21 protein-coding genes and 7 tRNA genes are annotated in these 24233 nt (G+C 60.6%); 7 read left to right on the forward strand and 21 right to left on the reverse strand.

Annotation, left to right across the window (positions count from 1 at the left end; translation table 11 throughout):
* Positions 1-337 precede the first annotated feature (337 nt).
* From ABNP46_RS18560 to ABNP46_RS18600, 9 genes are all read right to left on the reverse strand, one after another.
* Positions 338-2614 (reverse strand): DUF927 domain-containing protein, encoded by a 2277-nt coding sequence (locus tag ABNP46_RS18560; RefSeq protein WP_349919780.1) that lies wholly within the window; start codon positions 2612-2614, stop codon positions 338-340.
* Positions 2611-2967 carry a hypothetical protein gene (locus ABNP46_RS18565; RefSeq protein WP_349919781.1) on the reverse strand — a complete coding sequence of 119 codons (357 nt, stop codon included), beginning with the start codon at positions 2965-2967 and terminating at the stop codon, positions 2611-2613. The genes ABNP46_RS18560 and ABNP46_RS18565 overlap by 4 nt, the downstream gene beginning before the upstream one ends.
* Entirely contained in the window at positions 2951-3118 is a 168-nt protein-coding gene (locus ABNP46_RS18570; protein ID WP_349919782.1) for a hypothetical protein, read from the reverse strand. The genes ABNP46_RS18565 and ABNP46_RS18570 overlap by 17 nt, the downstream gene beginning before the upstream one ends.
* Positions 3115-3273 (reverse strand): hypothetical protein, encoded by a 159-nt coding sequence (locus ABNP46_RS18575; protein ID WP_323939213.1) that lies wholly within the window; start codon positions 3271-3273, stop codon positions 3115-3117. Before ABNP46_RS18575 ends, ABNP46_RS18570 begins: the two co-directional genes overlap by 4 nt.
* Positions 3270-3851, reverse strand: coding sequence for an ash family protein (locus ABNP46_RS18580; protein ID WP_349919784.1), 582 nt, complete (start codon positions 3849-3851; stop codon positions 3270-3272). The genes ABNP46_RS18575 and ABNP46_RS18580 overlap by 4 nt, the downstream gene beginning before the upstream one ends.
* A gap of 14 nt (positions 3852-3865) precedes the next feature.
* A complete protein-coding gene (locus ABNP46_RS18585; protein ID WP_349919785.1) occupies positions 3866-4279 on the reverse strand; it encodes a hypothetical protein in 414 nt (137 codons plus the stop codon).
* Between the two features lie 10 nt (positions 4280-4289).
* Positions 4290-4499 (reverse strand): helix-turn-helix transcriptional regulator, encoded by a 210-nt coding sequence (locus ABNP46_RS18590; protein ID WP_139406556.1) that lies wholly within the window; start codon positions 4497-4499, stop codon positions 4290-4292.
* 243 nt (positions 4500-4742) lie between these two features.
* Positions 4743-5951 (reverse strand): tyrosine-type recombinase/integrase, encoded by a 1209-nt coding sequence (locus tag ABNP46_RS18595; RefSeq protein ID WP_043158844.1) that lies wholly within the window; start codon positions 5949-5951, stop codon positions 4743-4745.
* Positions 5952-6211: 260 nt separating this feature from the next.
* Positions 6212-6296: transfer RNA gene (locus ABNP46_RS18600), tRNA-Leu, on the reverse strand.
* Positions 6297-6439: 143 nt separating this feature from the next.
* On the opposite strand from ABNP46_RS18600, the gene ABNP46_RS18605 reads away from it, so the two are divergent.
* Entirely contained in the window at positions 6440-6958 is a 519-nt protein-coding gene (locus ABNP46_RS18605) for an RDD family protein (protein ID WP_349919786.1), read from the forward strand.
* A 238-nt stretch (positions 6959-7196) separates the two neighbouring features.
* Here the strand turns inward: ABNP46_RS18605 and lptG are convergent, their stop codons facing one another.
* Together lptG and lptF are read right to left on the reverse strand one after the other, a co-directional pair.
* Entirely contained in the window at positions 7197-8267 is a 1071-nt protein-coding gene (gene lptG, locus ABNP46_RS18610) for an LPS export ABC transporter permease LptG (RefSeq protein WP_349919787.1), read from the reverse strand.
* A gap of 25 nt (positions 8268-8292) precedes the next feature.
* Positions 8293-9405 carry an LPS export ABC transporter permease LptF gene (gene lptF, locus ABNP46_RS18615; protein WP_349919789.1) on the reverse strand — a complete coding sequence of 371 codons (1113 nt, stop codon included), beginning with the start codon at positions 9403-9405 and terminating at the stop codon, positions 8293-8295.
* A 172-nt stretch (positions 9406-9577) separates the two neighbouring features.
* On the opposite strand from lptF, the gene pepA reads away from it, so the two are divergent.
* The 6 genes from pepA (at position 9578) to pbpG (ending at position 17804) form a co-directional block, all read left to right on the forward strand.
* A complete protein-coding gene (gene pepA, locus ABNP46_RS18620) occupies positions 9578-11089 on the forward strand; it encodes a leucyl aminopeptidase (protein WP_349919791.1) in 1512 nt (503 codons plus the stop codon).
* A gap of 154 nt (positions 11090-11243) precedes the next feature.
* Positions 11244-11696 carry a DNA polymerase III subunit chi gene (locus ABNP46_RS18625; protein ID WP_349919792.1) on the forward strand — a complete coding sequence of 151 codons (453 nt, stop codon included), beginning with the start codon at positions 11244-11246 and terminating at the stop codon, positions 11694-11696.
* Between the two features lie 62 nt (positions 11697-11758).
* Entirely contained in the window at positions 11759-14611 is a 2853-nt protein-coding gene (locus ABNP46_RS18630; protein ID WP_349919794.1) for a valine--tRNA ligase, read from the forward strand.
* Positions 14612-14862: 251 nt separating this feature from the next.
* Positions 14863-16155 carry a hemolysin family protein gene (locus ABNP46_RS18635; protein WP_349919796.1) on the forward strand — a complete coding sequence of 431 codons (1293 nt, stop codon included), beginning with the start codon at positions 14863-14865 and terminating at the stop codon, positions 16153-16155.
* Positions 16156-16173: 18 nt separating this feature from the next.
* A complete protein-coding gene (locus tag ABNP46_RS18640; RefSeq protein ID WP_349919798.1) occupies positions 16174-16839 on the forward strand; it encodes a DedA family protein in 666 nt (221 codons plus the stop codon).
* A gap of 137 nt (positions 16840-16976) precedes the next feature.
* Positions 16977-17804, forward strand: a complete 828-nt coding sequence (gene pbpG / locus ABNP46_RS18645; RefSeq protein ID WP_349919800.1) for a D-alanyl-D-alanine endopeptidase — start codon at positions 16977-16979, stop codon at positions 17802-17804.
* A 521-nt stretch (positions 17805-18325) separates the two neighbouring features.
* Here pbpG and ABNP46_RS18650 read toward each other — a convergent pair.
* The 10 genes from ABNP46_RS18650 to ABNP46_RS18695 all read right to left on the reverse strand — a co-directional run bounded on the left by ABNP46_RS18650 (position 18326) and on the right by ABNP46_RS18695 (position 24225).
* Positions 18326-18402, reverse strand: a tRNA-Arg gene (locus tag ABNP46_RS18650).
* Between the two features lie 29 nt (positions 18403-18431).
* Positions 18432-18508 (reverse strand) — tRNA-Arg (locus tag ABNP46_RS18655).
* A 28-nt stretch (positions 18509-18536) separates the two neighbouring features.
* Positions 18537-18613: transfer RNA gene (locus ABNP46_RS18660), tRNA-Arg, on the reverse strand.
* A gap of 26 nt (positions 18614-18639) precedes the next feature.
* Positions 18640-18716: transfer RNA gene (locus ABNP46_RS18665), tRNA-Arg, on the reverse strand.
* A 98-nt stretch (positions 18717-18814) separates the two neighbouring features.
* Positions 18815-18891, reverse strand: a tRNA-Arg gene (locus ABNP46_RS18670).
* A gap of 3 nt (positions 18892-18894) precedes the next feature.
* Positions 18895-18987 (reverse strand) — tRNA-Ser (locus tag ABNP46_RS18675).
* Between the two features lie 214 nt (positions 18988-19201).
* Positions 19202-19390, reverse strand: a complete 189-nt coding sequence (gene csrA, locus ABNP46_RS18680; protein WP_005315760.1) for a carbon storage regulator CsrA — start codon at positions 19388-19390, stop codon at positions 19202-19204.
* Positions 19391-19482: 92 nt separating this feature from the next.
* Positions 19483-20730 (reverse strand): aspartate kinase, encoded by a 1248-nt coding sequence (locus ABNP46_RS18685; protein ID WP_349919801.1) that lies wholly within the window; start codon positions 20728-20730, stop codon positions 19483-19485.
* Positions 20731-20746: 16 nt separating this feature from the next.
* Complete coding sequence (gene alaS / locus ABNP46_RS18690; RefSeq protein WP_349919802.1) at positions 20747-23371, reverse strand: alanine--tRNA ligase; 2625 nt, start codon at positions 23369-23371, stop codon at positions 20747-20749.
* 338 nt (positions 23372-23709) lie between these two features.
* A complete protein-coding gene (locus ABNP46_RS18695) occupies positions 23710-24225 on the reverse strand; it encodes a regulatory protein RecX (protein WP_349919803.1) in 516 nt (171 codons plus the stop codon).
* Positions 24226-24233: the final 8 nt, after the last annotated feature.

Genomic DNA, 24233 nt, shown 5'->3' on the forward strand with positions numbered 1-24233 from the left:
TAGGAAAAAAATCGAGGTAACCGAGGTAACTGAGGTAACCCTGCCCTGAGAGCCGCGCCACGACTGACTTTAGGTGGTTACCTCTTGAAAAAAACTTGAGGTAACCGAGGTAACAGGGAGAGGTAACCGGCATAGAACCTCATCAGGTTACCTCTGGTTACCTCAGCACCTTTACTCAGAGGTAACCAATAAACCCAGTAATGGCGCACCTTACAGAGGCGGTTACCTCAGTTACCTCGGTTACCTCTACTTTCTCTTTATGCGCGCGAGGCTTAACAAAAAAGGGCGCATTCAGCAGCCCCATTATCTATAGCGATAGCCATCTGGTTATGTACTGTTATTCCGAGCCTCCTGGCTCAGTAGCTTCATCAGCAAGCACAGTATCTGAGAGGACATAGACCTTAATCGCCCTCCCTACACAGGGTATCTTTACCGTTTTCTGCGTCTTACCCTTATCACTGCAGCCTATCCAACCGATTTCCACTGCCAGCAACGCTGCCTTTTTGTGGTCACGGCCAACAGTGATCTCACGCCACCCTTCCGGAAGAACATAAAAAGTCACACCTGCTTCACTATTCACCTTGGGGTTACGGCGATACCCGACCATATTCGCAGCCCGGTGGTTGGGATCGTCCCAATCAGCAAAACGCGTGTACTGATGAGCCGTGAAGAACTGGCGGATCTGACGTAAGGTCGCCATATCTTCCTTGTTACCCAGGTGCCCCCGCTCTGCCAGCCACGCCTTGAGGCAGACCCTCACTGCCCTAATGGCTTCCCCCTCTGGCCAGCCGGTAACCCCCAATCGGGTGGCCAGCTCCCCGGCTGCGGCCACCAGCGCAAACCGGTTGATGGCTCGGCCAACCTGATTACCCGCACCCTTGGGGGTTAACTCGGCTGCCAATTGCTTGATGTCGGCCCTCAGCCGCTCACTGTGCTCATCCATGGATTGGGTCAGGGCTTGGGCATAGGTGCGAAAGGCGATGCCGTGATGTTCTTCTGAGTTGGCTTTCAGGGTATCGGCAAAGCCGCGGCCTCCATCCATGCCATGCAGCCACTCAAAGGCGCCATGGTGCCCGGTATCGCTGGGGATCTGGATTGTCCGTACCTCCATCCCGGCCTGGGTACTCTTCCCGGCACTGGTGGCATGGTCCTCGAGGCTCAGCTCACCGGTGGAGAGGAACAGCAACCGCCAGGCCTTGCGCTCTCTGAGCTCCCCATCCTGCTTACTACGGCCCTTGCCTTGACCGTTGGCCAGCATGTAGGCGGTCTGCCCTGCCTCCCGGCCGTCCAGCTCGCCCAGTTCATCCAGACAGAGCAGGGCATCATTGCGCCGGCTGGCGATCCCCTCGATGGCATTACCGGTGGCGCGCCAGGTTTGGGCATATCGGTCCGGGTGACCATAGACACTGGCGGCCGCTTTCATCACCGTGGTTTTGCCGTCGGTACTCTCGCCCTTGAGGTGGAAACCACCGCCCTCCATGCCTACCAAGGAGAGCAAGGGAGCCGCAAAGGCAAGTGACAGTGCAAAGCAGAGCCGAGAGTTGCCCACGGCCAGCCCTGCAACCCCCTGTTGCCAGCCGGCCAGGGTACCGCGCTCGGTAAAGTCGCTGGCGGTGTAGCCGGCGGTCTGCAGGATGACCCCCTCAGCATCTGGCCCAATGGACCCACCGGGCAGCACATAGGCATGGCCATGCCACCCTGTGCGCTCGACACAGGTGATACGCCGCTTGGGCTGGCAGCTCATCAGGTAGGCCGACAGCCTGCGCTTATGACTTAGCTCGATGAAGGGCAACCCCGCATCCAGCAGCGCGACAAACACTTCCTCACCGTTGCGTGGGACCAGGGAGCGCACCGGCATGGCCCACTGGCGCACTCGGCCGGCACTATCTCGCCACTCAAGTAAGCGGCCATAGCCCCGGCCTTGCTCATCAGCGGTCTCTGCCAGCACATAGACGGGGCTGGCAATGGGGATCCACTCTTGCCGGGCATCCTCACCCCGGCCCACAGTGGTCAGGGCACACAGACGCGAGCCCCGCACCTCAAACCCTGCTGGCAGCTCTGACCCTTCCTCTGGGTTGCCTTTCACCAGATGGAGCGGAGCCACATTGTCTGACCAGGGCGCCTCTTCCGATTGGGTGTCTGTTGCCAGTGCCTGCTCGAAGGCCACCACATCCACCAGCTGCCATGGCTCGGCATTCTGGCCCGGGTTGCCACGGTAGAGCTCAGCCTTGGGAGCTTGCTTGCGCAGAGCCACGATCAGCCGCTTGGCTTTCTCGGGGACCAGGTTGCCGAACTGGTGAACAATGACCCGTTTGGTAGCATCCCGATCGGCCATCTTGTAGAGCCTGGCGCCGTCATCCAACTGAGCAGGCCCCACATACAACGCCTGCTCTGGCTCCACCTCAGGGTCAATCGGGTTGTCTGTGGCCACCGCCTCGTTGTGGGCGCGCTGCAGGGTAGCCCTGATGCCGGCATCCCTGCTGGCTTGCTCACCGGTGTGGATCACGACCACCTGCAGATCATCCAGGTCCGCAAACTTGAGGAAGGCGCCGGCCCGGGATGGTGGGCTGTTTTGATGACCGGGGCCTGCGGCCCCTTGATGTAGTGCTGTCATTGCATCGCCCTCTGCTTGCTCTCGCTCGCCAGCTCAACCATGGGGTCCTTTCCCTCTTCGAGCATCTGGTGAACGTCGGCGCAGAAGGCGCAGTACATCTGATCCACTACCAGGGCCCCCAGCGGGGTCAAAGTCCCGTTCACCACCATGTGCCGCAGCATGAGCAAGGCATCGGCCTGCCCCTGCTGCGCCCCGGCGTTTTCGAGGTGAGCGCCCACGACGTTGTTCTGAATGGCCATCGTCAGTGACTCAGCAGCAAGGGGAAGCTGGATCCCCAGGTGAGTAAACACATTGCCCCGGGCGGCCAGGTAGGCCTGGGCTAACTGCTCCACCAGCTTATTTATCTCGGTCATGGCAACCCCCTGTTGCATTGCGCTCGCCTGGTTGTTTCTGGGCCTTGGTTACCCGCTTGAAGAGTTCCCGCAGTACCGCGGGGCGCAGTGGATTACGTGATAACTCACTCCACATGCGGCCATTCAGGGTGTTGAGCAGTCGATTACTCATGCCAGCACCTCCTGGCAGAGCCCAACCTCAATGCGCAGGGCATCCAGCAAAGCGCTGAACTGCGCCCGCTCTTGGAGGCATAGGTCGGTTTGTTCCAGGGCATCGGCAAACTGCTCGAGCAGTGCCTCTAGGCGGGATGGGGTGGATTGGTTCATGCGGCCACCCCCATGCTCGGGGTGCGGGACATAAACACCAGCGACAAGCCAGGCAGGTTAGCGCGGGCTTGGTGCTCGGTATTGGCGATGACAGAGATAGTGCGGATACGCCGAAGCTCTGCCAGACGACAGGCGCGTTGGCGCTGGATCAGGAAGGTGAAGATTTTGGGTAAGGCGGGGGTGGGGACAGTAGCCATGATGGCAGCCTCTATTGTCGACAGCTTTTCACTACCGACCAGAGTTCCTACGCTCATGGTGGTAGCCCGAACGGGGGTAGGAATACCGGCGACAATAGAAACCGGCCAGCCTCGCAGCTGCCCCGCCCGAGCCACCATTACACAGCAGAGCCTGCCAACCAGATAGGCCAGCAGAGCCCCAAGAAAAGGGGGTCGAGCACCGACAAAAAACCACGCAAGCGCGTGGGTCGGCGCTATCGTCTCATCCGGGTTCCTACGCCCGGCAGCGGATTTTGCCGCTGCAAGAGGAATCGTACTCCGTTGGACGTTGTGGGACAAGCCCACCCTTTGGAATTTGGACAAGGCTTCGCCCTGGGCAGTGAGCCCATATTGTTCTTTCATGGCATACCTCGGGGTTAGGCGGCGGGAGGGAGGGGAGTGACTTCCGGCGTGCGAGCGCACAGAGTGGCGGCATAGTCCTCTGCCAGCAGAGCAGCCTGGCGCTGGTGTCGCCAATGGTTAATCAGATCCACCAACTTATGAGCTTGCTCACGGTCAGCCAGCCAATAGCGCTTGAAGCGGGTGGTTCCACCACCGCTGTGCTGATGCTCAAAGAACGCATCGGTGATAGCTACCCCGTGGTTTCGACGGAGCAGGCCAATGCTGTTGCGCAAGTTGAGGTCATGGAGCCCAGCTAGTCCAGACAAGGCGCTGACACCCTGGGCTCCCTGCTCCAGTAGGTGGGTGGCGACCAATTCATACTTGGTGATATGCTGACCCTGCTCAAGCTGGGTCGTGCCGTTCGCGGTGCGGCCTTTTTCTTTTTCCATCGTCCTCTCCTTACGCTGCTTGGCCTTGGGCGTTGATCCACTCGTGAACCTCTTCACAGCGCCAGGCGGTTACCCGGGCTCCCAGCTTAATTGGCTTCGGGAACTTGCCTTCACCAACCATCCGCCACAGCGTTGACTTGCTGAACGGCAATGGGCCCACCTTGCTGGCTGTGGTCACCAGTTGTGCCTCTCGAATAAATCCTGTTTCCGGTATTGTCATGTGAGTTCTCCTGAAATGAAAAAGCCCGACACAGTGGTCGGGCTTAAGAGGGATAAAGCAGTCTTTGATGATGAATGGGGCTGATTTTGACTTGGGATCCTCCAACGCAAAAACCCGGCACGATGGCCGGGTTTGGATATGAAAAAGGCCCAATCTCGAGAGAATGGGCCATGATGGGGAAATCCTAACGCTGGTGTGATAACGAGTCAAGCAGTCGCTTAGCGTGTCACCCCCTCCTACCTCTTACCCTGCTCTGTGGAAGTTCACCGGACGAACATTGCCGCCCTGTTGTGACTCATAGAAGTCAGCAAGCCACTGCAAGAGCTTGCGGCGGTCATCCAGGTACTCGGCCCTATGGTAGGCCGCCCGTACCTTGTTGCGCTCAGCATGGGCAAGCTGGCGCTCGATGACATCCGGATCAAAGCCCTCCTCGTTGAGTGTGGTGGATGCCAGCGCCCGGAAGCCGTGTGGGGTAGCAATCCCCTTATAGCCCATTCGTCCCATGGCATAACTCAGGGTGTTCTCGCTCATGGGGTCAGTCAGCTTCCGCTCGCTCGGGAACAGCAGCTCACAGTGTCCGGTTATCTGGCGCAGCTCCTCAAGCACAGCAAGGGCCTGTCGGGAAAGGGGCACGATATGGGGTACCCGCATCTTCATCCGCTCAGCCGGGATCCGCCACTCGGCTCGCTCCATGTCGAACTCATCCCAACGAGCAAAGCGCACCTCACCAGGGCGGGTCATCGTCAACATCAGCAGGTGGAAGGCTAGGCGGGTTGCAGGGTTCAATGGCTCAGCAGCCAAGCGCCGGTAAAACTCCGGCAGCTCAGCCCGCGGGAGCGCCGGCCGGTGTTCCTGCTTGGTAGCCCTCAGTGCCCCTTTAAGATCTTGGGCTGGGTTGTAGCTGGCCCGCCCGGTCTGGATTGAGTAACGCATGACAGAGCTGATCCGCTGCAGTACCCGTCCAGCTGTCTCGGTGGCGCCCCTTGCCTCAACCTTGCGCAGAGCATCCAACATGATGGGCGCTGTCAGCTCAGCTACCGGCACCAACCCCAGATCGGGAAAGGCATCCACTTCCAAAGACTCGATGACCCGCTTGGCATGACCTGGGCTCCAGCGGGCTAACTGACTCTGGTGCCACTCCCTGGCTATGGCCTCAAAGCTGTGTTCGCTGGCGAGCCGGCTGGCCACCTTGCTCTGCTTTCGGGCAAGGCTGGGGTCGATACCCTCTGCCAGCAGCCTGCGAGCCTCCTCTCGCTTAGCTCTCGCCTCTTTCAAGGAAACCTCTGGGTAGACCCCAAGAGCCAGCACCTTCTCCTTTCCAGCGAAGCGGAACTTGAGGCGCCAGTATTTCCCCGACGAGGTGATCAGCAAAAAGAGGCCCTTTTCATCAGACAGCTTCTGCTGTTTGCCATTGAACTTGGCTTGTCGGGCGGCGGTATCGGATAGCGGCATGGGGGTATCTCCCGTTTAACTTGGGGGTACATGGCAGACGCTGGGGGTATAAGCCACTACCTCACAGGCCAGGAATAGCACGGGATAGCGGACAGATGGGGGTACTTTTTACCCCTGCTGGGATTTGTACCCCCAGAGATACCCCCAATAATGGGGGGATGTCATGAGGCTTTATGATACGACGAGAGACAACAAAAAACCCGCAAGCCTTACGCTATGCGGGTTTCTGGTCTGCCGTGATACGGCATGAAACTGTAATATGGTGCCCGGGGTCGGACTCGAACCGACACGTATTGCTACGGCGGATTTTGAATCCGCTGCGTCTACCGATTTCGCCACCCGGGCAACTGCGAGGGATTATACGAATGGCGTTTGGGCATGCAAGGTGTTTTTCTCTCGCCCATTGTTGTTTGCTCATTTATTCAACGCCTTGCCGATGCATGACCAGTTACATAGAATGCCCGCATCGTATTAATGGAATAAACACCATGGTCAAGCGCAAGACAATCACCCCTCTTCAACCTCCGCCCCAGCACAAGTACCCGTCGGCTGGCTTGCTGCGCCGCCTGGGCGCCCTGCTCTATGACTATCTGGTGGTCATCTCCTTGCTCATCATCGCGGGCTTCATCGGCATGGGGGTCGCCTACCTGCTGCTGGCCACCGGCGTGGCCACCGTGCCCGAGGGCAAGGACGCGGCTTGGCTGCTGACCAGCCCGCTCTACAGCGCCTGGCTGGCCCTGGTGATCTGCGGTTTCTACACCTGGTTCTGGACCCGCGCTGGCCAGACCATCGGTATGCGTGCCTGGCGCCTGCGCATCCAGAACCTGGACGGCAGCAACATCCGCATCACCCAGGCCCTGATCCGGCTCGGCACCGCCGCCTTCGGGCTCGGCAACCTGCTGTGCGTGTTCAACCGGGAGCGGCCCCGCGCCTTCCAGGACATCTGGGCGGAGTGCGAGGTGGTGGTACTCGGCAAGCAGGACAACCTGGATCAGCTGAACAAATAAGGCGATTGGCCTGCAAGCAGGGGGGCTTCTCCCTCAGCGCCTATCAAGCAAAAAGGGCCCGGCGGGCCCTTTTTGCTGTCTGATGCGCCGATACAGGCCGCAGCACGCCAAAACAAAAGGACCCGATGGGTCCTTTTGTTTTCCTGTCCCGCATTCAGCGAACGCGACTCGGAATATTGCAGTCTGGGCGCAGGCGATCTCAGCATAAGGCACCACAGCCCATTCTCACCTCATGTCGCTACTGCTTGCGGCTCAGGATATAGAAGGAAATGCCGCCAAACAGCAGACTGGGCGCCACTGCCGCCAGTATGGGAGGCACCGCATAGACCAGACTCACCGGGCCGAACACCCGATCGCTCACATAGACGGCGAAGCCGGTCATGATCCCCATCAGCATCCGCGCCCCCATGCTCACCGAGCGCAGAGGACCAAAGATGAAGGAGGAGGCGAGCAGTATCATGGCCACCACCGAGAGCGGTGACAGCAGCTTGCGCCACATCTCCAGCTTGTAACGACCGGCGTCCTGCTTGTTGGCATCCAGATAGCCGATGTAATCCCGCAGCCCGGAGATGGGCAGGTTTTCCGGGTCGACGCTGACCACCCCCAGCTGTTTGGGGGTCAGCTCCGAGCTCCACGCCATCTGGGCAAGCTGCTCGTCCTGGATCTGCTTGGGGTCGTCGAAGCGGGTGATGTGCACCTGCTTGAGCAGCCAGTGATGCTGCTCGAACACCCCCTCCTCGGCCTGGATCACGTCGATGAGGTTGCGCGACGGCGTGAACCGGTACAGGGTAATGCCGGTCAGGGCGCCATCATTGCGCACCCCGTTGATGTTGACGAAGTTGTTGCCATCCCGGGCCCAGACCCCGTAGGCCGAGACCGTCAACCGCCCTTCGGACATGGCCCCCGCCTTGATGTCATCGGCCATTCGCTTGGCGACCGGGGCCACGTACTCCCCCATCAGCCCCACCAGCAACATCAGCGGGATCGCCGTCTTGAGCGCCGCCATCACGATGCTGATCTTGGAGCGGCCCGCCGCCTGCATCACCACCAGCTCCGAGGTGGTTGCCAGCTGGCCGAGGCCGATGAGGCCGCCGAGCAGGGCCGCCAGCGGGAAGAAGAGCACCGCCTCTTTCGGCATGGAGAGCACCACAAAATAGAGGGCGTTGAGCATGTCGTAGTTGCCCTCCCCGACCGCCTTGAGCTGCTCCACATACTTGATGAGCGCCGCCAGCCCGACCAGGGTCAGCTCGCACAGCAGGATCGACATGAAGATGACCCGGCCGATGTATCTATCGAGAATGCCAAACATCAGCAGTAATTCCTATGTTGCAGCATCATGCTGATTTGCCTTTGAAAAAGTGGCCTTTCACCCCGTTCCACCAGCTGGTGCCCTGCAAGTTGAGCGGCAGGCCGATCAGCAGCAGATAGGCCAGCGGCACCAGGAACATGCCGGGCCAATGGGGCAGTCGTCCGCTGTCGATGGCCGAGCGGGCGGCGCTCAGCAGCAGGAAATAGGAGAGATAGAGCAAGATGGCGGGCAGCAGCTTGGCATAACGTCCCTGACGCGGGTTGACCCGGGCAAGGGGCACCACCAGGAAGGTGAGCACCAGGATGGAGAGCGGCAGCGACAGGCGCCACTGCAACTCGGCCATCAGCTGATTGTCCTGGGTGCCCAGCAACGCCATGGTCGGCTTGGCCGCCGCCTTGCGGTTGGAGCGCTCCATCTCCTGCTGGCGGATCACCAGGCTGTATTCGCTGAATTCGGAGACCTGGAACTTCTTGCCGGTGAACTGACCCTCGTAGCGGGAGCCATCGATCAGGGTCAGCCACTGCAGACCGTTGCTGTCGGCGGTCACATGGCCTTCACTCGCCACCACCACGGAGGGGGGAGAGGTGCCTTCGGCCCGCTGCAGCACGAAGATCTTCTGCAGCTCGGAGCCCTTGTCATTCAGATCCTGGATGTAGGCGACCAGCCGCCCCTTGTCGAGCTCCATGAAGCGACCCGCCTGCAGGAAGGAGATGCCGGGATCCGCCTTGAACTCGTCAATCACCTGATACTCACGCTCCTTGGCCTGGGGGGCGACCCAGCCGGTGTTGAAGGCCGCCACGGTGGCGGTCAGCAGGGCCAGCACCAGGGCGCTGCGCATCACGAAACGGTGGCTGAAACCCACCGCGTGCATCACCGTCATCTCGCTTTCGGCATACAGGCGGCCGTGCGCAAACAGAATGGCTAAAAACAGGCTGATGGGCAGCATCAACAACGCCATGTTGGGCAGGTTGAGCAGCAGCAGGGTGGAGACCAGGCGCGTCGGCACCTCGCCATCGGCGGCGTCACCGATGATCTGGATGAATTGCTGGCTGACGAAGATAAGCAGCAGTACGAATAACACCGCCAGCTGGGTTTTCAGGGTTTCCCTGAACAAATATCGGAAAACGATCACAGTCATTCCCAAGTAAACTTGTGTTTTTAGTCGAATGCCTGAAAAATAGGGCCCTATATTGGATTTTTACCAGTTTGAACTGCGGAGCCTGTGGCTGTTCGCTCCGCCTCTGATACCCCAACAAGCACCGCATTATTCAATAATTGGTGCCTTTTGTCTTTAGGATGTAGGAGATTCCATGGAGTTCAGTGTAAAGAGTGGCAGTCCTGAGAAGCAACGCAGTGCCTGCGTGGTGGTCGGCGTGTTTGAACCCCGCCGTCTCTCTCCGGTTGCCGAACAACTGGACAAGATCAGCGACGGCTACCTCAGCTCGCTGCTGCGCCGCGGCGATCTGGAAGGCAAACCAGGCCAGATGCTGTTGCTGCATCAAGTACCGGGCGTGCTCAGCGAGCGCGTGCTGCTGGTCGGTTGTGGCAAGGAGCGGGAACTCGATGAACGCCAGTACAAGCAGATCATCAACAAGACCATCACCACCCTGAACGAGACCGGATCCATGGAAGCCGTCTGCTTCCTGACCGAGCTGCACGTCAAAGGCCGTGATACCTACTGGAAGGTGCGTCAGGCGGTGGAAACCACCAAGGCGGGCCTCTACAGCTTCGATCAGTTCAAGACCAACAAGGCCGAGCCACGCCGCCCCCTACGCAAGCTGGTGTTCAACGTACCGACCCGTCGGGAACTGACCATAGGCGAGCGCGCCATCACCCACGGTCTGGCCGTGGCGAAAGGGGTGCGCGTCTGCCGCGACGTGGCGAACATGCCGCCCAACGTCTGCAACCCGGCCTACCTCGCCTCCCAGGCCCGTCGTCTGGCGGATGCCTATGACAACATCAGCACCAAGGTGATCGGCGAGCAGGAGATGGCCGAACTCGGCATGAACTCCTACCTGGCGGTGGCCCGCGGCTCCGAGAACGAAGCCATGATGGCCATCATCGAGTACAAGGGCAACGGCGATGCCAAGCCCGTGGTACTGGTGGGCAAGGGGCTGACCTTCGACTCCGGCGGCATCTCCATCAAGCCGGCCGACGGCATGGACGAGATGAAGTACGACATGGGTGGCGCCGCCTCCGTGCTCGGCACCATGCATGCCCTGGCCCAGTTGCAACTGCCCATCAACGTCATCGGCGTGCTGGCGGGGTGCGAGAACATGCCGGGGGGCAACGCCTATCGTCCCGGTGACATCCTCACCACCATGTCCGGCCAGACCGTCGAGGTGCTCAATACCGACGCGGAAGGGCGCCTGGTGCTGTGTGATGCCCTGACCTACGTGGACCGTTACGATCCCGAAACCGTCATCGACGTGGCCACCCTGACCGGTGCCTGCATCATCGCCCTGGGTCACCACACCTCGGGTCTCTTGGCAAACCACAACCCCCTGGCTCACGAGCTGCTGAACGCCTCCGAGCAGGCCGGCGATCGCGCCTGGCGCCTGCCCCTCTTTGAGGAGTATCAGGAGCAGCTGGAGAGCCCGTTTGCCGACATGGCCAACATCGGCGGTCGGCCGGCCGGCACCATCACCGCCGCCGCCTTCCTGTCGCGCTTCACCAAGAAGTACAACTGGGCCCACCTGGATATTGCCGGGACCGCCTGGAAGAGCGGCAAGGAGAAAGGCTCCACCGGTCGTCCGGTGCCCCTGCTGACCCAGTTCCTGCTCAACCGGGCCGGTGTGGCGGACGTCGAAGACAAGGAATAAGCCTTCTCTTCGGATGTCCCATCGGGAGAGTGGTATCACAAGGAAGAGGCTCGCCTCTTCCTTGTTTCATTGAGAACATAGGGAAACCGCGCACCGCACGGCACCCCAGAAGACGGCCAACTGCTGTCCGTCACAGCCAAACGGGACTGACCTGATGAGCCAAGTGACCTTTTACCTGATGAACGAGCAGGATGACGAGCGCGGCAGCGCCTGCGAACGTCTCGCCTGCCAACTGGCAGCCGATGGCTGGAGTGCGGGGCATATCTACCTGCTGTGCCGCGACGAAACCCAGGCCCAGCGTCTGGATGAGCTGCTCTGGCAGTTGCCAACCGATCGCTTCGTGCCCCATCAGTTGCAGGGGGAAGCCGGTCAGGCTCCGGTGGAGATTGGTCATCAGCCGCCGAAGCGGCGCTACGCCCGTCTCATCAACCTGACCGAGCAGACACCTTTGTTTGCAGGACACTTCGCTCAAGTGGTAGATTTTGTCCCCACTGACGAAACGCAAAAGCAGCAAGCCCGCGAGCGCTACAAGCACTATCGCCAGGCAGGCCACACCCTCGAGATGAGGGATCAGCCCGCTGCCGCACCGGATCCGGCGCAGCCCTGACGGCCGCCCCCGCAGATCCCGAATCCATTCACACCAGCATCCATCCAGAATACGGCGAGACCATGGAAAAGACCTTCAATCACAACGCCATCGAACAGGCGCTCTACCAGCACTGGGAATCCCAGGGTTACTTCAAGCCCCACGGTGACACCAGCAAAGACTCCTTCTGCATCATGATCCCGCCGCCGAACGTCACCGGCAGCCTGCACATGGGTCACGCCTTCCAGCAGACCCTGATGGACACCCTGATCCGCTACAACCGCATGCAGGGCAAGAACACCCTGTGGCAGGCGGGCTGTGACCACGCGGGTATCGCCACCCAGATGGTGGTGGAACGCAAGATCGCCGCCGAAGAGGGCAAGACCCGTCACGACTACGGTCGCGACGCCTTCATCGACAAGATCTGGCAGTGGAAGGAAGAGTCCGGCGGCACCATCACCCGCCAGATGCGCCGTCTCGGCGACTCCGTGGACTGGGAACGCGAGCGTTTCACCATGGATCCGGGTCTGTCTGACGCCGTGCAGGAAGTGTTCGTGCGCCTGTACGAAGATGGCCTGATGTACCGTGGCAAGCGCCTGGTGAACTGGGATCCCAAGCTCAACACAGCCATCTCCGATCTGGAAGTGGAAAACCGCGAGATCAAGGGCCACATGTGGCACCTGCGCTACCCGCTGGCGAACGGTGCCAAGACCGCCGAAGGTCAGGATCACCTGATCGTCGCCACCACCCGCCCGGAAACCATGCTGGGTGACACCGCCGTCGCCGTGAACCCGGAAGATCCGCGCTATAAAGCCCTGATTGGCCAGCATATCCTGCTGCCGCTGACCAACCGTCTGATCCCCATCGTCGCCGATGAACACGCCGACATGGAGAAGGGCACCGGCTGCGTGAAGATCACCCCGGCTCACGACTTCAACGACAACGAAGTCGGCAAGCGCCACAACCTGCCGATGATCAACATCTTCACCCTGGACGCCCACGTGCGTACCGAGGCCGAAGTGGTCGACAGCAACGGCAACCCGAGCACCGCCTACGACGCGGCCCTGCCGAGCGAATTCGCCGGTCTCGAGCGCTTCGCCGCCCGCAAGGCCATCCTGGCCAAGCTGGACGAACTGGGCCTCTTGGCCGAGACCAAGGATCACGTGCTGCAACAGCCCTACGGCGATCGCGGTGGCGTGCCCATCGAGCCCATGCTGACCGACCAGTGGTATGTGCGCGTGGCCCCCATGGCCAAGACTGCCATCGAGGCGGTGGAAGATGGCCGTATCCAGTTCGTGCCCAAGCAGTACGAGAACATGTACTTCTCCTGGATGCGCGACATTCAGGACTGGTGCGTCTCCCGTCAGCTGTGGTGGGGTCACCGCATCCCGGCCTGGTATGACGAGGCTGGCAAGGTCTACGTCGGTCGCGACGAGGCCGAGGTGCGCGCCAAGCACAACATCCCGTCCGTGACCGTGCTGCGTCAGGACGAAGACGTGCTGGACACCTGGTTCAGCTCCGCCCTGTGGACCTTCTCCACCCTGGGCTGGCCGAACAACACCGAGGCGCTCAAGACCTTCCACCCCACCGACGTGCTGATGAGCGGCTTTGACATCATCTTCTTCTGGATTGCCCGGATGATCATGATGACCATGCACTTCATCAAGGACGAGGACGGCACCCCGCAAGTCCCGTTCAAGACCGTCTACATCACCGGCCTCATCCGGGATGAAGAGGGCCAGAAGATGTCCAAGTCCAAGGGCAACGTGCTGGATCCCCTCGACATGATCGACGGCATCTCTCTGCCGGACCTGCTGGAGAAGCGCACCGGCAACATGATGCAGCCGCAGATGGCCGAGAAGATCGCCAAGCGTACCGCCAAGCAGTTCCCGGAAGGGATCGACGCGCACGGCACCGACGCCCTGCGCTTCACCCTGGCGGCGCTGGCCTCCACCGGTCGTGACATCAACTGGGACATGAAGCGCCTGGATGGCTACAACAACTTCTGCAACAAGCTGTGGAACGCCTCCCGCTACGTGCTGATGAACACCGAAGAGCAGGATTGTGGCCTGAATGGCGGCGAGATGCAGTTCAGCCTGGCGGATCGCTGGATCCAGTCCCAGCTGCAGGTCGCCATCCGTGACTTCCGCACCGCCCTCGATACCTACCGCTTCGATATGGCGGCCGGCATCTTGTACGAATTTATCTGGAACCAGTTCTGCGACTGGTATCTGGAGCTGACCAAGCCGGTGCTGGGCAAGGGCTCGGAAGCCGAACAGCGCGCCACCCGCCACACTCTGGTGAACGTGCTGGAAACCCTGCTGCGCCTGGCGCACCCCATCATCCCCTTCATCACCGAAACCATCTGGAAGTCGGTGGCCCCGCTGGCGGGCGTGCATGCAGACACCATCATGCTGCAGGCCTTCCCGGAGTTCGACGGCGCCAAGCTGGACGAGACCGCCATGGCGGATCAGGAGTGGGTGAAGGAGTTCATCGTCAGCATCCGCAACATCCGCGCCGAGATGAACGTGGCACCGAGCGTGGGGCTGAACGTGCTGCTCAAATGCGACGCCAAGGACGCCGAGCGTGCCCGGGACAACGAGGCCTTCCTCAAGTCACTGGCCCGTCTGGAGTCCATCCGCGTGCTGGCGGACGGTGAAACCGCGCCGTTGTCGGTGAAGAAGCTGATCGGCGCCACCGAGCTGATGATCCCCATGGCGGGCCTCATCGACAAGGAGGCCGAGCTGGCCCGTCTGGCCAAAGAGCTCACCAGGCTCACCGGCGAGTGTGCCCGCATCGAAGGCAAGCTCGGCAACGAGGCCTTCGTGGCCAAGGCGCCGGATGCCGTCATCGCCAAGGAGCGCGAGAAGCTGGAAGACTACCGTCTCCAGCTGGTCAAGCTGGAAGCCCAGCAGGCCGAGATCGCCGCCCTCTAAGCGACGCCCATGCCATGCAAGAGCCCCCGTCAATCGGGGGCTTTTTTATGGACCGCCCGCCGGCGAATGGGGACAATGCTTCGCACCGTCCGCCCTGTCACGGCAAAACGGAGCCAATCAGCCCTTTCTTTTGGTCGTTCTCCCCAGAAAATTCAAAAATTCACGAGCCAGATCCCCTGCTTTCACAAGCGCATCGCCCGCAAATTCATTACACTGCCAGCGACCTTTTCTATCAGGAGTGCTGTCGCAGTATGGAAATATTGATCCTGCTTGGATTGATTTTGCTCAATGGCGTCTTCGCCATGTCGGAAATTGCCATCGTCACCGCCCGCAAGGCGCGCCTCAGCAAGATGGCCAGCGAGGGCAGCCGCTCCGCCGCCATCGCCCTCAAGCTGGGCGAGAATCCGACCCACTTCCTCTCTGCCGTCCAGATAGGCATCACCAGCATAGGCCTGCTCAACGGTATCTATGGTGAATCCCTGCTGGCCCAGCCCTTCGCACTCTGGTTGCAGGAGTGGGGACTCACTCCCAAGAGCAGCAGCCTGATCGCCACCGTCATCGTGGTGGTGCTGGTGACCTACCTTTCCATCGTGGTGGGTGAACTGGTCCCCAAGCGCCTCGGTCAGCTCAACGCCGAACGCATCGCCTGCCTGGTGGCCCGTCCCATGCTGTGGCTGGCCACCCTGACCCGTCCCTTCGTCTGGCTGCTTTCCGCCTCCACCAACGCCAGCCTGCGCATCCTGCGGGTCGATCAGAGCGGCAGCAACAATGTCACCCAGGAAGAGATCCACGCCATGCTGGTGGAAGGGTCCGAGGCCGGCATCATCGAAGATCACGAGCACACCATGCTGCGCAACGTGTTCCGCCTCGATGAGCGCAGTCTGGCCTCCCTCATGGTGCCCCGCAGTGACATCCACTACATCGACCTCTCTCTGCCGCAGGACGTCAACCTGCTGCGACTGGTGGAGTATCGCCACGGCTTCTTCCCGGTCTGTGACGGCAGCCTGTCGGATCTGGTGGGCATCCTCAACGTCAGCCGGGTGCTGCATGCCTACATCAAGGGGGAGCCCATCGATCTGGCCGCCCTGACCCAGGATGGCAGCCTGCTGCCGGAGACCCTCAACGGTCTCGAGCTGCTCAACCACTTCCGCACCCACTCGGAGCACATGGTGCTGGTGGTGGACGAATATGGTGAGTTGCAGGGGCTGGTGACCCAGCAGGATCTGCTGGAAACCCTGGCGGGAGACTTCCAGCAGGAGGGGGGCGAAGACAACTGGGCTTTCCAGCGTGCGGACGGTAGCTGGCTGCTGGATGGCCTCATCCCCCTGCCCGAATTGAAGGATTGTCTGGAGCTGGTACGGCTGCCGGAGGAAGAAAAACATCACTATCACACCCTGGGAGGGCTTATCATGCTGCTCCTTGGCCGCCTGCCCCAGACCGGAGACATGGTCACCCTGGAGCAGTGGCAACTGGAAATTGTGGATATGGACGGCCTGCGCATCGACAAGGTGCTCGCCATGCCGCTGACCGACCAACCCAGCTAATCTGCGGAGTTTGCTTGTATGGAGCAGTTTTACCACCTGGCTCACGCCTTCATTAATCAGGATCTGGCGGTGCTGTCCGATCCCAAGATGGTCTTCATGGTCTATGTCGTCCTGCTGACCTTCCTGGTACTGGAAAACGGCTTCATCCCGACCGCCTTCCTGCCGGGAGACACCCTGCTGATCCTGACCGGCGTGCTGATCTATCAGGGGGTGCTGCCCCTGGCCGTCATTCCGCTGCTGATCGTGGCCACCTTCGTCGGCACCTGGCTCGGCTACATGCAGGGACGCTTCCTCGGCCATACCCAGATGTACCACAAGCTGATGTCCCACCTGGAAGACAGGCACAAGGAGAAGGTGCACTACCTGCTCAACAAATACGGCATCATCACCCTGATCACCGCCCGCTACATCGCCTTCGTGCGCACCGCCTACCCCTATATCGTCGGGGCCAACGAGATCCCCCAGGGCCGCTTCCTGGTGGTGAACCTCATCAGCTCCATCATGTGGATCTGCCCCCTGGTGGGTCTGGGCTACTACCTGAGCCACACCAAGCTGGCCGCACAGTACGAGTCCCAGTTCCTCAGCGTCATCCTCTGTCTGCCGCTGGTGCTGCTGGTGGGCGGCCTGATCGCCATCGTCTGGCGCTGGTGGAGCAAACGCAAGGCCAGCGCCACCAAGCCGTGAGGCAAATCATCAGGGTCGCCGGGAGGCGGCCCTTTTTTATGGAAATAATGACGAAATCCTCATTCCCGCTCTTGTAAAGCGAGGGCAAAAATGAGTGAATCTAGCGCCTTTTTTTTCGCCGTGGATGGAGTCGTTGTATGGGGTGTCGGATTCGCGCAATCGCGCTGGTGTGTGGCCTGATGAGCCTGTTGGGGCTGCCCGCAGCCATGGCGGCCCCCAACCCGGCCAAGCTGCAGCTGAAATCGGGCAGCGCCCTGGTGATGGACGTCAACACGGGCAAGACCCTCTACCAGAAGAACCCCACCCAGGTGCGCCCCATCGCCTCCCTCACCAAGCTGATGACGGCCCTGGTGGTACTGGATGCCAAGCAGAACCTGAGCCAGACCCTGACCGTGGATCAGAACGACAGGGATAACCTCAAGCATACCTACTCCCGAGTGCGCTTCGGTACCAAGGTGAGTCGCCGGGATGCCCTGCACCTGGCGCTGATGTCCTCCGAGAATCGCATGGCCTCGGCACTGGCCCGCCACTACCCCGGTGGCCGCGCCGCCTTCGTACGGGCCATGAACAACAAGGCCAAGCAGCTTGGCATGCGCAATACCCGCTACTATGACTCCACCGGCCTGTCGACCCGCAACGTCTCCACCGCCCAGGATCTGGCCAAGCTCATCTCGGTGGCCTATCGCCAGCCGCTGATCCGCCAGTTCACCCAGAACGACAGCATGGAGATGCGCTTCTCCAACCCCTCCTACAGCCTGATGTTCAACAACACCAATCCCCTGGTGAAGAATCCGGACTGGGATGTACGCCTCTCCAAGACCGGTTACACCGACGAGGCGGGCCGCTGCCTGCTGATGCGCGCCAAGCCGGATCGCCAGGAGCTGGCCATCGTGCTGCTCAACTCGGTGGGCAAGCGCACCCCCATCGGCGATGCCAACCGCATTCGCAAGTGGCTCAAGAGCTGAGCCCCACCCGATGACAAAAGGATGCCGAGGCATCCTTTTTTATTGGCCGGGATTCGTGATCCCGGACGGTCTCGTGATCCCGAACTGTCTGAACCGCTCCAGGGGATGGTTGAGCCAACGCAGTCATGGAGGCCGCTCACAGCGGCCCCCCGCCAGTACCATTCTCCAAAGGGATGCCAGCGCCTGACAAGACAACAGATGCCTCAGGGCCAGGCATGTCTGGCACCACCGATGATCAAGAGACGACGGGTCACTCGCCAGGATGGGCTCACGGGTTCCTCATGCCTGCTGGCGCCACGCCTTGGAAAGGGGCACCTGCACACAGGGTTGGGAACAAGAGACGCTCAGAGTGGCCATGGCGGGCGCGTAATGCGGCGCCGGGAGGTGCCGAGCAGCCGACGAAGGGACCAATAAGGCAGAGAGAAAGAGAGGTAAATGTAGAAATGGCAGCATATCTGCATGCTGAAGTCGGTTTTTGGCACATAAAAAAACAGCCCCGACCGGAGTCGGAGCTGTCTATATGGTGCGCCCGAGAGGATTCGAACCTCTGACCACCTGGTTCGTAGCCAGGTACTCTATCCAGCTGAGCTACGGGCGCTCATCAACTTTTGACATTGCTTCTTAAAATGGTGCGCCCGAGAGGATTCGAACCTCTGACCACCTGGTTCGTAGCCAGGTACTCTATCCAGCTGAGCTACGGGCGCTCACAAACTTTGACATTGCTTTATAAAATGGTGCGCCCGAGAGGATTCGAACCTCTGACCACCTGGTTCGTAGCCAGGTACTCTATCCAGCTGAGCTACGGGCGCTCATAAATTATTGATTTCACTTTAAATGGTGCGCCCGAGAGGATTCGAACCTCTGACCACCTGGTTCGTAGCCAGGTACTCTATCCAGCTGAGCTACGGGCGCCCTGATTTAAAGCGATAAAAAAAGCTTACTCAACAGTAAGCCTTTTATAGCGTACCGACGTGCTGAAGGTCGATACATGACTCATCGTGAGTCGAATATGGTGCGCCCGAGAGGATTCGAACCTCTGACCACCTGGTTCGTAGCCAGGTACTCTATCCAGCTGAGCTACGGGCGCAAATGGCGGAGAAGGGGGGATTCGAACCCCCGATGCGGGTATAAGCCGCATACTCCCTTAGCAGGGGAGCGCCTTCAGCCTCTCGGCCACCTCTCCGTTTGCGGGGCTGATAATACTTCACAGGGATTTTTAGTCAAACACTTTTTTGGAGAAAACAGAGCGTTCGCTCAGCATTTGGCCAAAGAGTGGAATATTCAAGCAAAATGGGTATTTACCCACAACTTTCGTGCCCTGGCGGGCCTTTTAGGGGGCCCGGAAAAACAAAAGGCGACACATGAGATGTCGCCTTATAGCAGCTTAGAGATGCGGCTTAGAAGTTCGGTTGACCCGGTACTTTCTCGGCCTGTATCCGCATGTAGATCTCTTCACGGTGTACAGAGACCTCTTTCGGCGCGTTCACACCGATACGTACCTGATTGCCTTTCACGCCCAGAACGGTCACGGTCACTTCGTCACCAATCATCAGGGTTTCCCCTACACGACGAGTCAAAATAAGCATTCGCTTGCTCCTGTATCCTGTTTTGTATTTATATCGATATAGCCATTATCTTACAAAGATACCGATATGGTAAATGGTTGAAACTAAATCAATCAGGGATTGTTCCCCAAGGGCTGCTCATGCGGCTCTTGATCCAACCCGAAAGCGGAGTGCAACGAACGCACCGCCAGCTCCAGGTACTTCTCGTCAATCACCACGGATATCTTGATTTCAGAGGTGGAAATCAACTGCATGTTGATCCCCTCCTCGCCCAATACCTTGAACATGGTGCGCGCGACACCAGGGTGATTCCACATGCCAACCCCGACGATGGAGACCTTGGCGATCTCCCCGTTGCCCTGTACGCAGGCGGCCCCCAACTCGGTGGCGGTCTCCTCCAGCAGGGCGCGGGCCCGGCGGTAGTCATCGCGATTCACCGTAAAGGTGAAATCGGCGGTGCCATCCCCCATGGTGTTCTGCACTATCATGTCGACATCTATGTTGGCATCGCTGATCGGATTCAGGATCTGCGCCGCCACCGTGGGTCTGTCCGGCACACCCAGAATGGTCAGACTGGCCTCGTTGCGGTTGAACGCAATGCCGGAAACCAGGGGTGCTTCCATTCTCTCACCTCCGTATGTGATTAAGGTTCCCTCTCCGTCGACAAAGCTCGACAGCACCCGCAGCGGTACGCGGTACTTGCCCGCGAATTCCACCGAACGGATCTGCAGCACCTTGGCCCCCAGACTCGCCATCTCCAGCATCTCCTCGAAGGTGATGGTGGAGAGCCGCCTGGCCTTGGGCTCGATGCGCGGATCCGTGGTATAGACCCCATCCACATCGGTAAAGATCTGGCATTCATCGGCTTTGATGGCTGCCGCCACCGCCACCGCTGTGGTATCCGAGCCGCCACGGCCCAGGGTAGTGATGGCGTTATGTTCATCACGGCCCTGGAAACCGGCGATCACCACCACCTTGCCCGCCCCCAGTGCATCCTGCACCTGTTCGGTATCGATGTGGGTGATGCGCGCCTTGCCATAGGCGGAATCGGTGTGAATGCGCACCTGATCACCGGTCATTGAGACCGCGGGACACCCCCGCTGGTTCAATGCGATGGCCAGCAGCGCTATGGTGACCTGCTCACCGGTGGAGACCAGCACATCCATCTCCCGCCGGTTGGCATCCGGATCCAGCTGCTGGGCCATGCCCAGCAACCGGTTGGTCTCACCCGACATGGCGGAAACCACCACCACCACGTCATGCCCCTGGGCGCGGGTCAGGCTCACCCGTTCGGCGACTGCCGCTATTCTTTCCAGCGTGCCGACCGAGGTGCCGCCGTACTTCTGTACATAGAGTGCCACAGATCACCTCGCCCGTTTACAGGCGCTCTTCCAGCCAGGAGTGTACGGATTGCAGTGCCGCCGGCACGGCCTCTGGCTGGGTGCCCCCTGCCTGCGCCATGTCGGGACGACCACCGCCCTTGCCGCCCACTTGCTGGGCCACCAGGTTGACCAGCTCGCCCGCTTTTACCTTGGCAGTCAGGTCGTTGGTGACACCGGCGATCAGATTGACCTTGTCGTCGCTGCTGGTCGCCAGCAGCACGACACCGGATTTCATCTTGTTCTTCAGTTCGTCCAGCATGCCGCGCAGGGACTTGGGATCCGCGCCATCCAGCGCCGCAACCAGCACCTTCTGACCATTGATCTCGATCACCTGGCTCAGCAGGTCGCTGCCCGCCTGAGCGGCCAGCTTGGCCTTGAGCTGTTCCAGCTCGCGCTCCATCAGCTTGGCCTTGTCCATCAGCTGGCGCACCTTGTCGGCGATGGAGAACTGATCCCCCTTCACCAGGGCGGCCGCCTCTTCGATCTGTTCGCCCAGCTGGTGCATGAAGTCGATGGCACCCTTGCCGGTCACCGCTTCGATGCGACGCACCCCGGCGGCGATGCCGCTCTCGGCGATGATCTTGAAGAAGCCGATGTCACCGGTACGCTTGGCGTGAGTACCGCCACACAGCTCGGTGGAGTAATCGCCCATGCGCACCACGCGCACGTCGTCTTCATACTTCTCGCCAAACAGTGCCATGGCACCGGCAGACTTGGCAGCCTCCAGATCCATGACCTGGGTGGTGACGTCGTGGTTGGCGCGGATCTGGGCGTTGACCAGCTCCTCGATGCGACGAATGGTTGCCATGGTCAGGCCTTCGAAGTGGGAGAAGTCGAAGCGCATGCGCTCTGCTCCCACCAGTGACCCCTTCTGGGTCACGTGATCCCCCAGCGCCTGGCGCAGGGCCGCGTGCAGCAGGTGGGTCACGGAGTGGTTCAGGGCCACGGCCTGACGGCGCTCGCCATCGACCTCGGCTTCGACCTCGGCACCCTTCTCCAGGGTACCCAGCTCCAGATAACCCTTGTGGATGATGGCCTTGCCCGCCTTCTGGGTATCGGTCACGGCGAAGATGCCGTCGTCCACCTTGAGCACGCCGCTGTCACCCACCTGGCCACCGGACTCGGCGTAGAAGGGGGTCTCGGCCAGTACCACCACGGCCTCTTCACCGGCGATCAGGCCATTCACCTCGACGCCATCCTTGTAGATGCCGACGACGGTGGTCTTTTCGCTGAGCTGCTTGTAACCGGTAAATGGTGTCTCGAAGTCGAGTTTCAAGACCTCGTTGTAGTTCACGCCGAAGCTGGAAGCCTCCTTGGCACGGGCGCGCTGTTTGGCCATCTCGACGTGGAAGCCTTCCTCGTCGATGCCGATCTCGCGCTCACGCACCACGTCTGCGGTGAGGTCGGCCGGGAAGCCGTAGGTGTCATAAAGCTTGAACACCACCTCGCCCGGGATCACCTTGGCGTCCCCCAGGTTGGCCAGCACGTCTTCCAGAAGCAGCAGGCCGCGGTCAAGGGTGCGGACGAACTGCTCTTCCTCGATGCGCAGCACGCGCTCCACCAGGGGCAGCTGGGCGATCAGCTCGGCGGCCACATCATTCATCTGCACCGCCAGCTCGGCGGCCAGCTTGTAGAAGAACACCTCGGTGGCACCCAGCTTGCGGCCGTGGCGCACGGCGCGGCGGATGATGCGGCGCAGCACATAGCCACGGCCCTCGTTGGACGGCATGACACCGTCGGCCACCAGGAAGGCGCAGGAGCGGATGTGGTCGGCGATGACGCGCAGGGACTGGTTGCTCAGATCCTCGGTACCGACGATCTCGGCGGCCTTCTTGATCAGCGCCTGGAAGATGTCGATCTCGTAGTTGGAGTGCACCCCCTGCAGGATGGCGGAGATGCGCTCAAGGCCCATGCCGGTATCCACGGACGGGCGGGGCAGCGGCTCCATGGTGCCGTCGGCCTGACGGTTGAACTGCATGAAGACCACGTTCCAGATCTCGATGAAGCGGTCGCCGTCTTCGTCCGGGGAGCCGGGAGGGCCACCCTGGATGTGGTCGCCGTGGTCATAGAAGATCTCGGTGCAGGGGCCGCAGGGGCCGGTGTCACCCATCTGCCAGAAGTTATCGGAAGCAAAGGCCGCGCCCTTGTTGTCACCGATGCGCACGATGCGATCGGCGGGAACCCCGATTTCCTTGGCCCAGATGTTGAATGCTTCGTCGTCCGTCTCGTACACGGTCACCAGCAGGCGCTCTTTGGGCAGCTTGAGGGTACCGGTCAGGAATTCCCAGGCAAAACGGATGGCGTCCTGCTTGAAGTAGTCACCGAAGCTGAAGTTGCCCAGCATCTCGAAGAAGGTGTGGTGACGGGCGGTATAGCCCACGTTTTCCAGGTCATTGTGCTTGCCGCCGGCCCGTACGCAGCGCTGGGCCGTGGTGGCACGATGATAGGCACGCTTGTCTGCGCCAAGGAACACGTCCTTGAACTGGTTCATCCCTGCGTTGGTGAACAGCAGAGTCGGGTCGTTATGAGGAACCAGGGAGCTGGAGGAGACAACCTGGTGCCCCTGGGAGCGGAAATACTCGAGAAACGCGGCGCGTAACTCAGACGTGGACATATACATGGAAAATCCTGCTTGATTCGGATACGGACTTTTAATCGCAATAATGTAAGTTTTCTGCGGGGTAAAGTAAAACGTACCAGCCCCTGATGGGTGAAAAAGCCCCGTTCGGGAAGGGTGCAGGCGAGCCCTTGGTGACGGCGGCGTGCCACAGGGGGAAATCAGGGGAAAATACTAAACGAGTGTCCCGGCCAGCGTCAGTCGGCGGTGACCATTTTCGACGGATTGGGGAGCATCGCCACGTTGGCATCAGGGGCTCGGGACACCCACTCAGGTGCTAAAAAGGCGGCGCCCTCCAGGCCCGAGGCTGTCAGATCCGAAGAGGCGCCACACTTTGGCGCTTATTCCTCCTGGCCCTGCATGACGGCGATGGCATAGCGGGCCTGATCCTGATTGAAACCACGGCCCAGCAGGTACTTGAGCCACTTCATGCGCAACTTGAAATCCGCGAAATCCGTTGCCCTGGCGCGGCGCTGCAACAGCTCGGCCGCCAATTCGAACCAATCCAGCTCAGGTTGCTCGAACGCCGCCTCTATCTGGTTGTCGTCCAGCCCCTTGCGACGCAGCTCGAAGCGGATCTTGATGGGGCCATGGCCCTTGGCTGCCCCGGCCCGCACCGCCATGGCGCCGTAGCGCTCGTCGTCGACCCAGCGATGCTCACGACAATAGTCGAGAACAGCCTCGATCACGGCGTCCGTAAAGCCCTGCTTGCGCAGCCGGTTCGCCAGCTCGGACTCGGCACTCTCCCGCCGCGCCAGACTGCGCATGGCGAAGGCGCGCGCCGCGGCAAACTGCTCTTCAAAGGTGGGCTCGGGGAGTGGGTTATCTGCGGGTTCTGACATGGGGGTATCGACCATAAATGAGA

The organism is Aeromonas veronii (genome assembly GCF_040215105.1).
Lineage (GTDB): Bacteria > Pseudomonadota > Gammaproteobacteria > Enterobacterales > Aeromonadaceae > Aeromonas > Aeromonas veronii_G.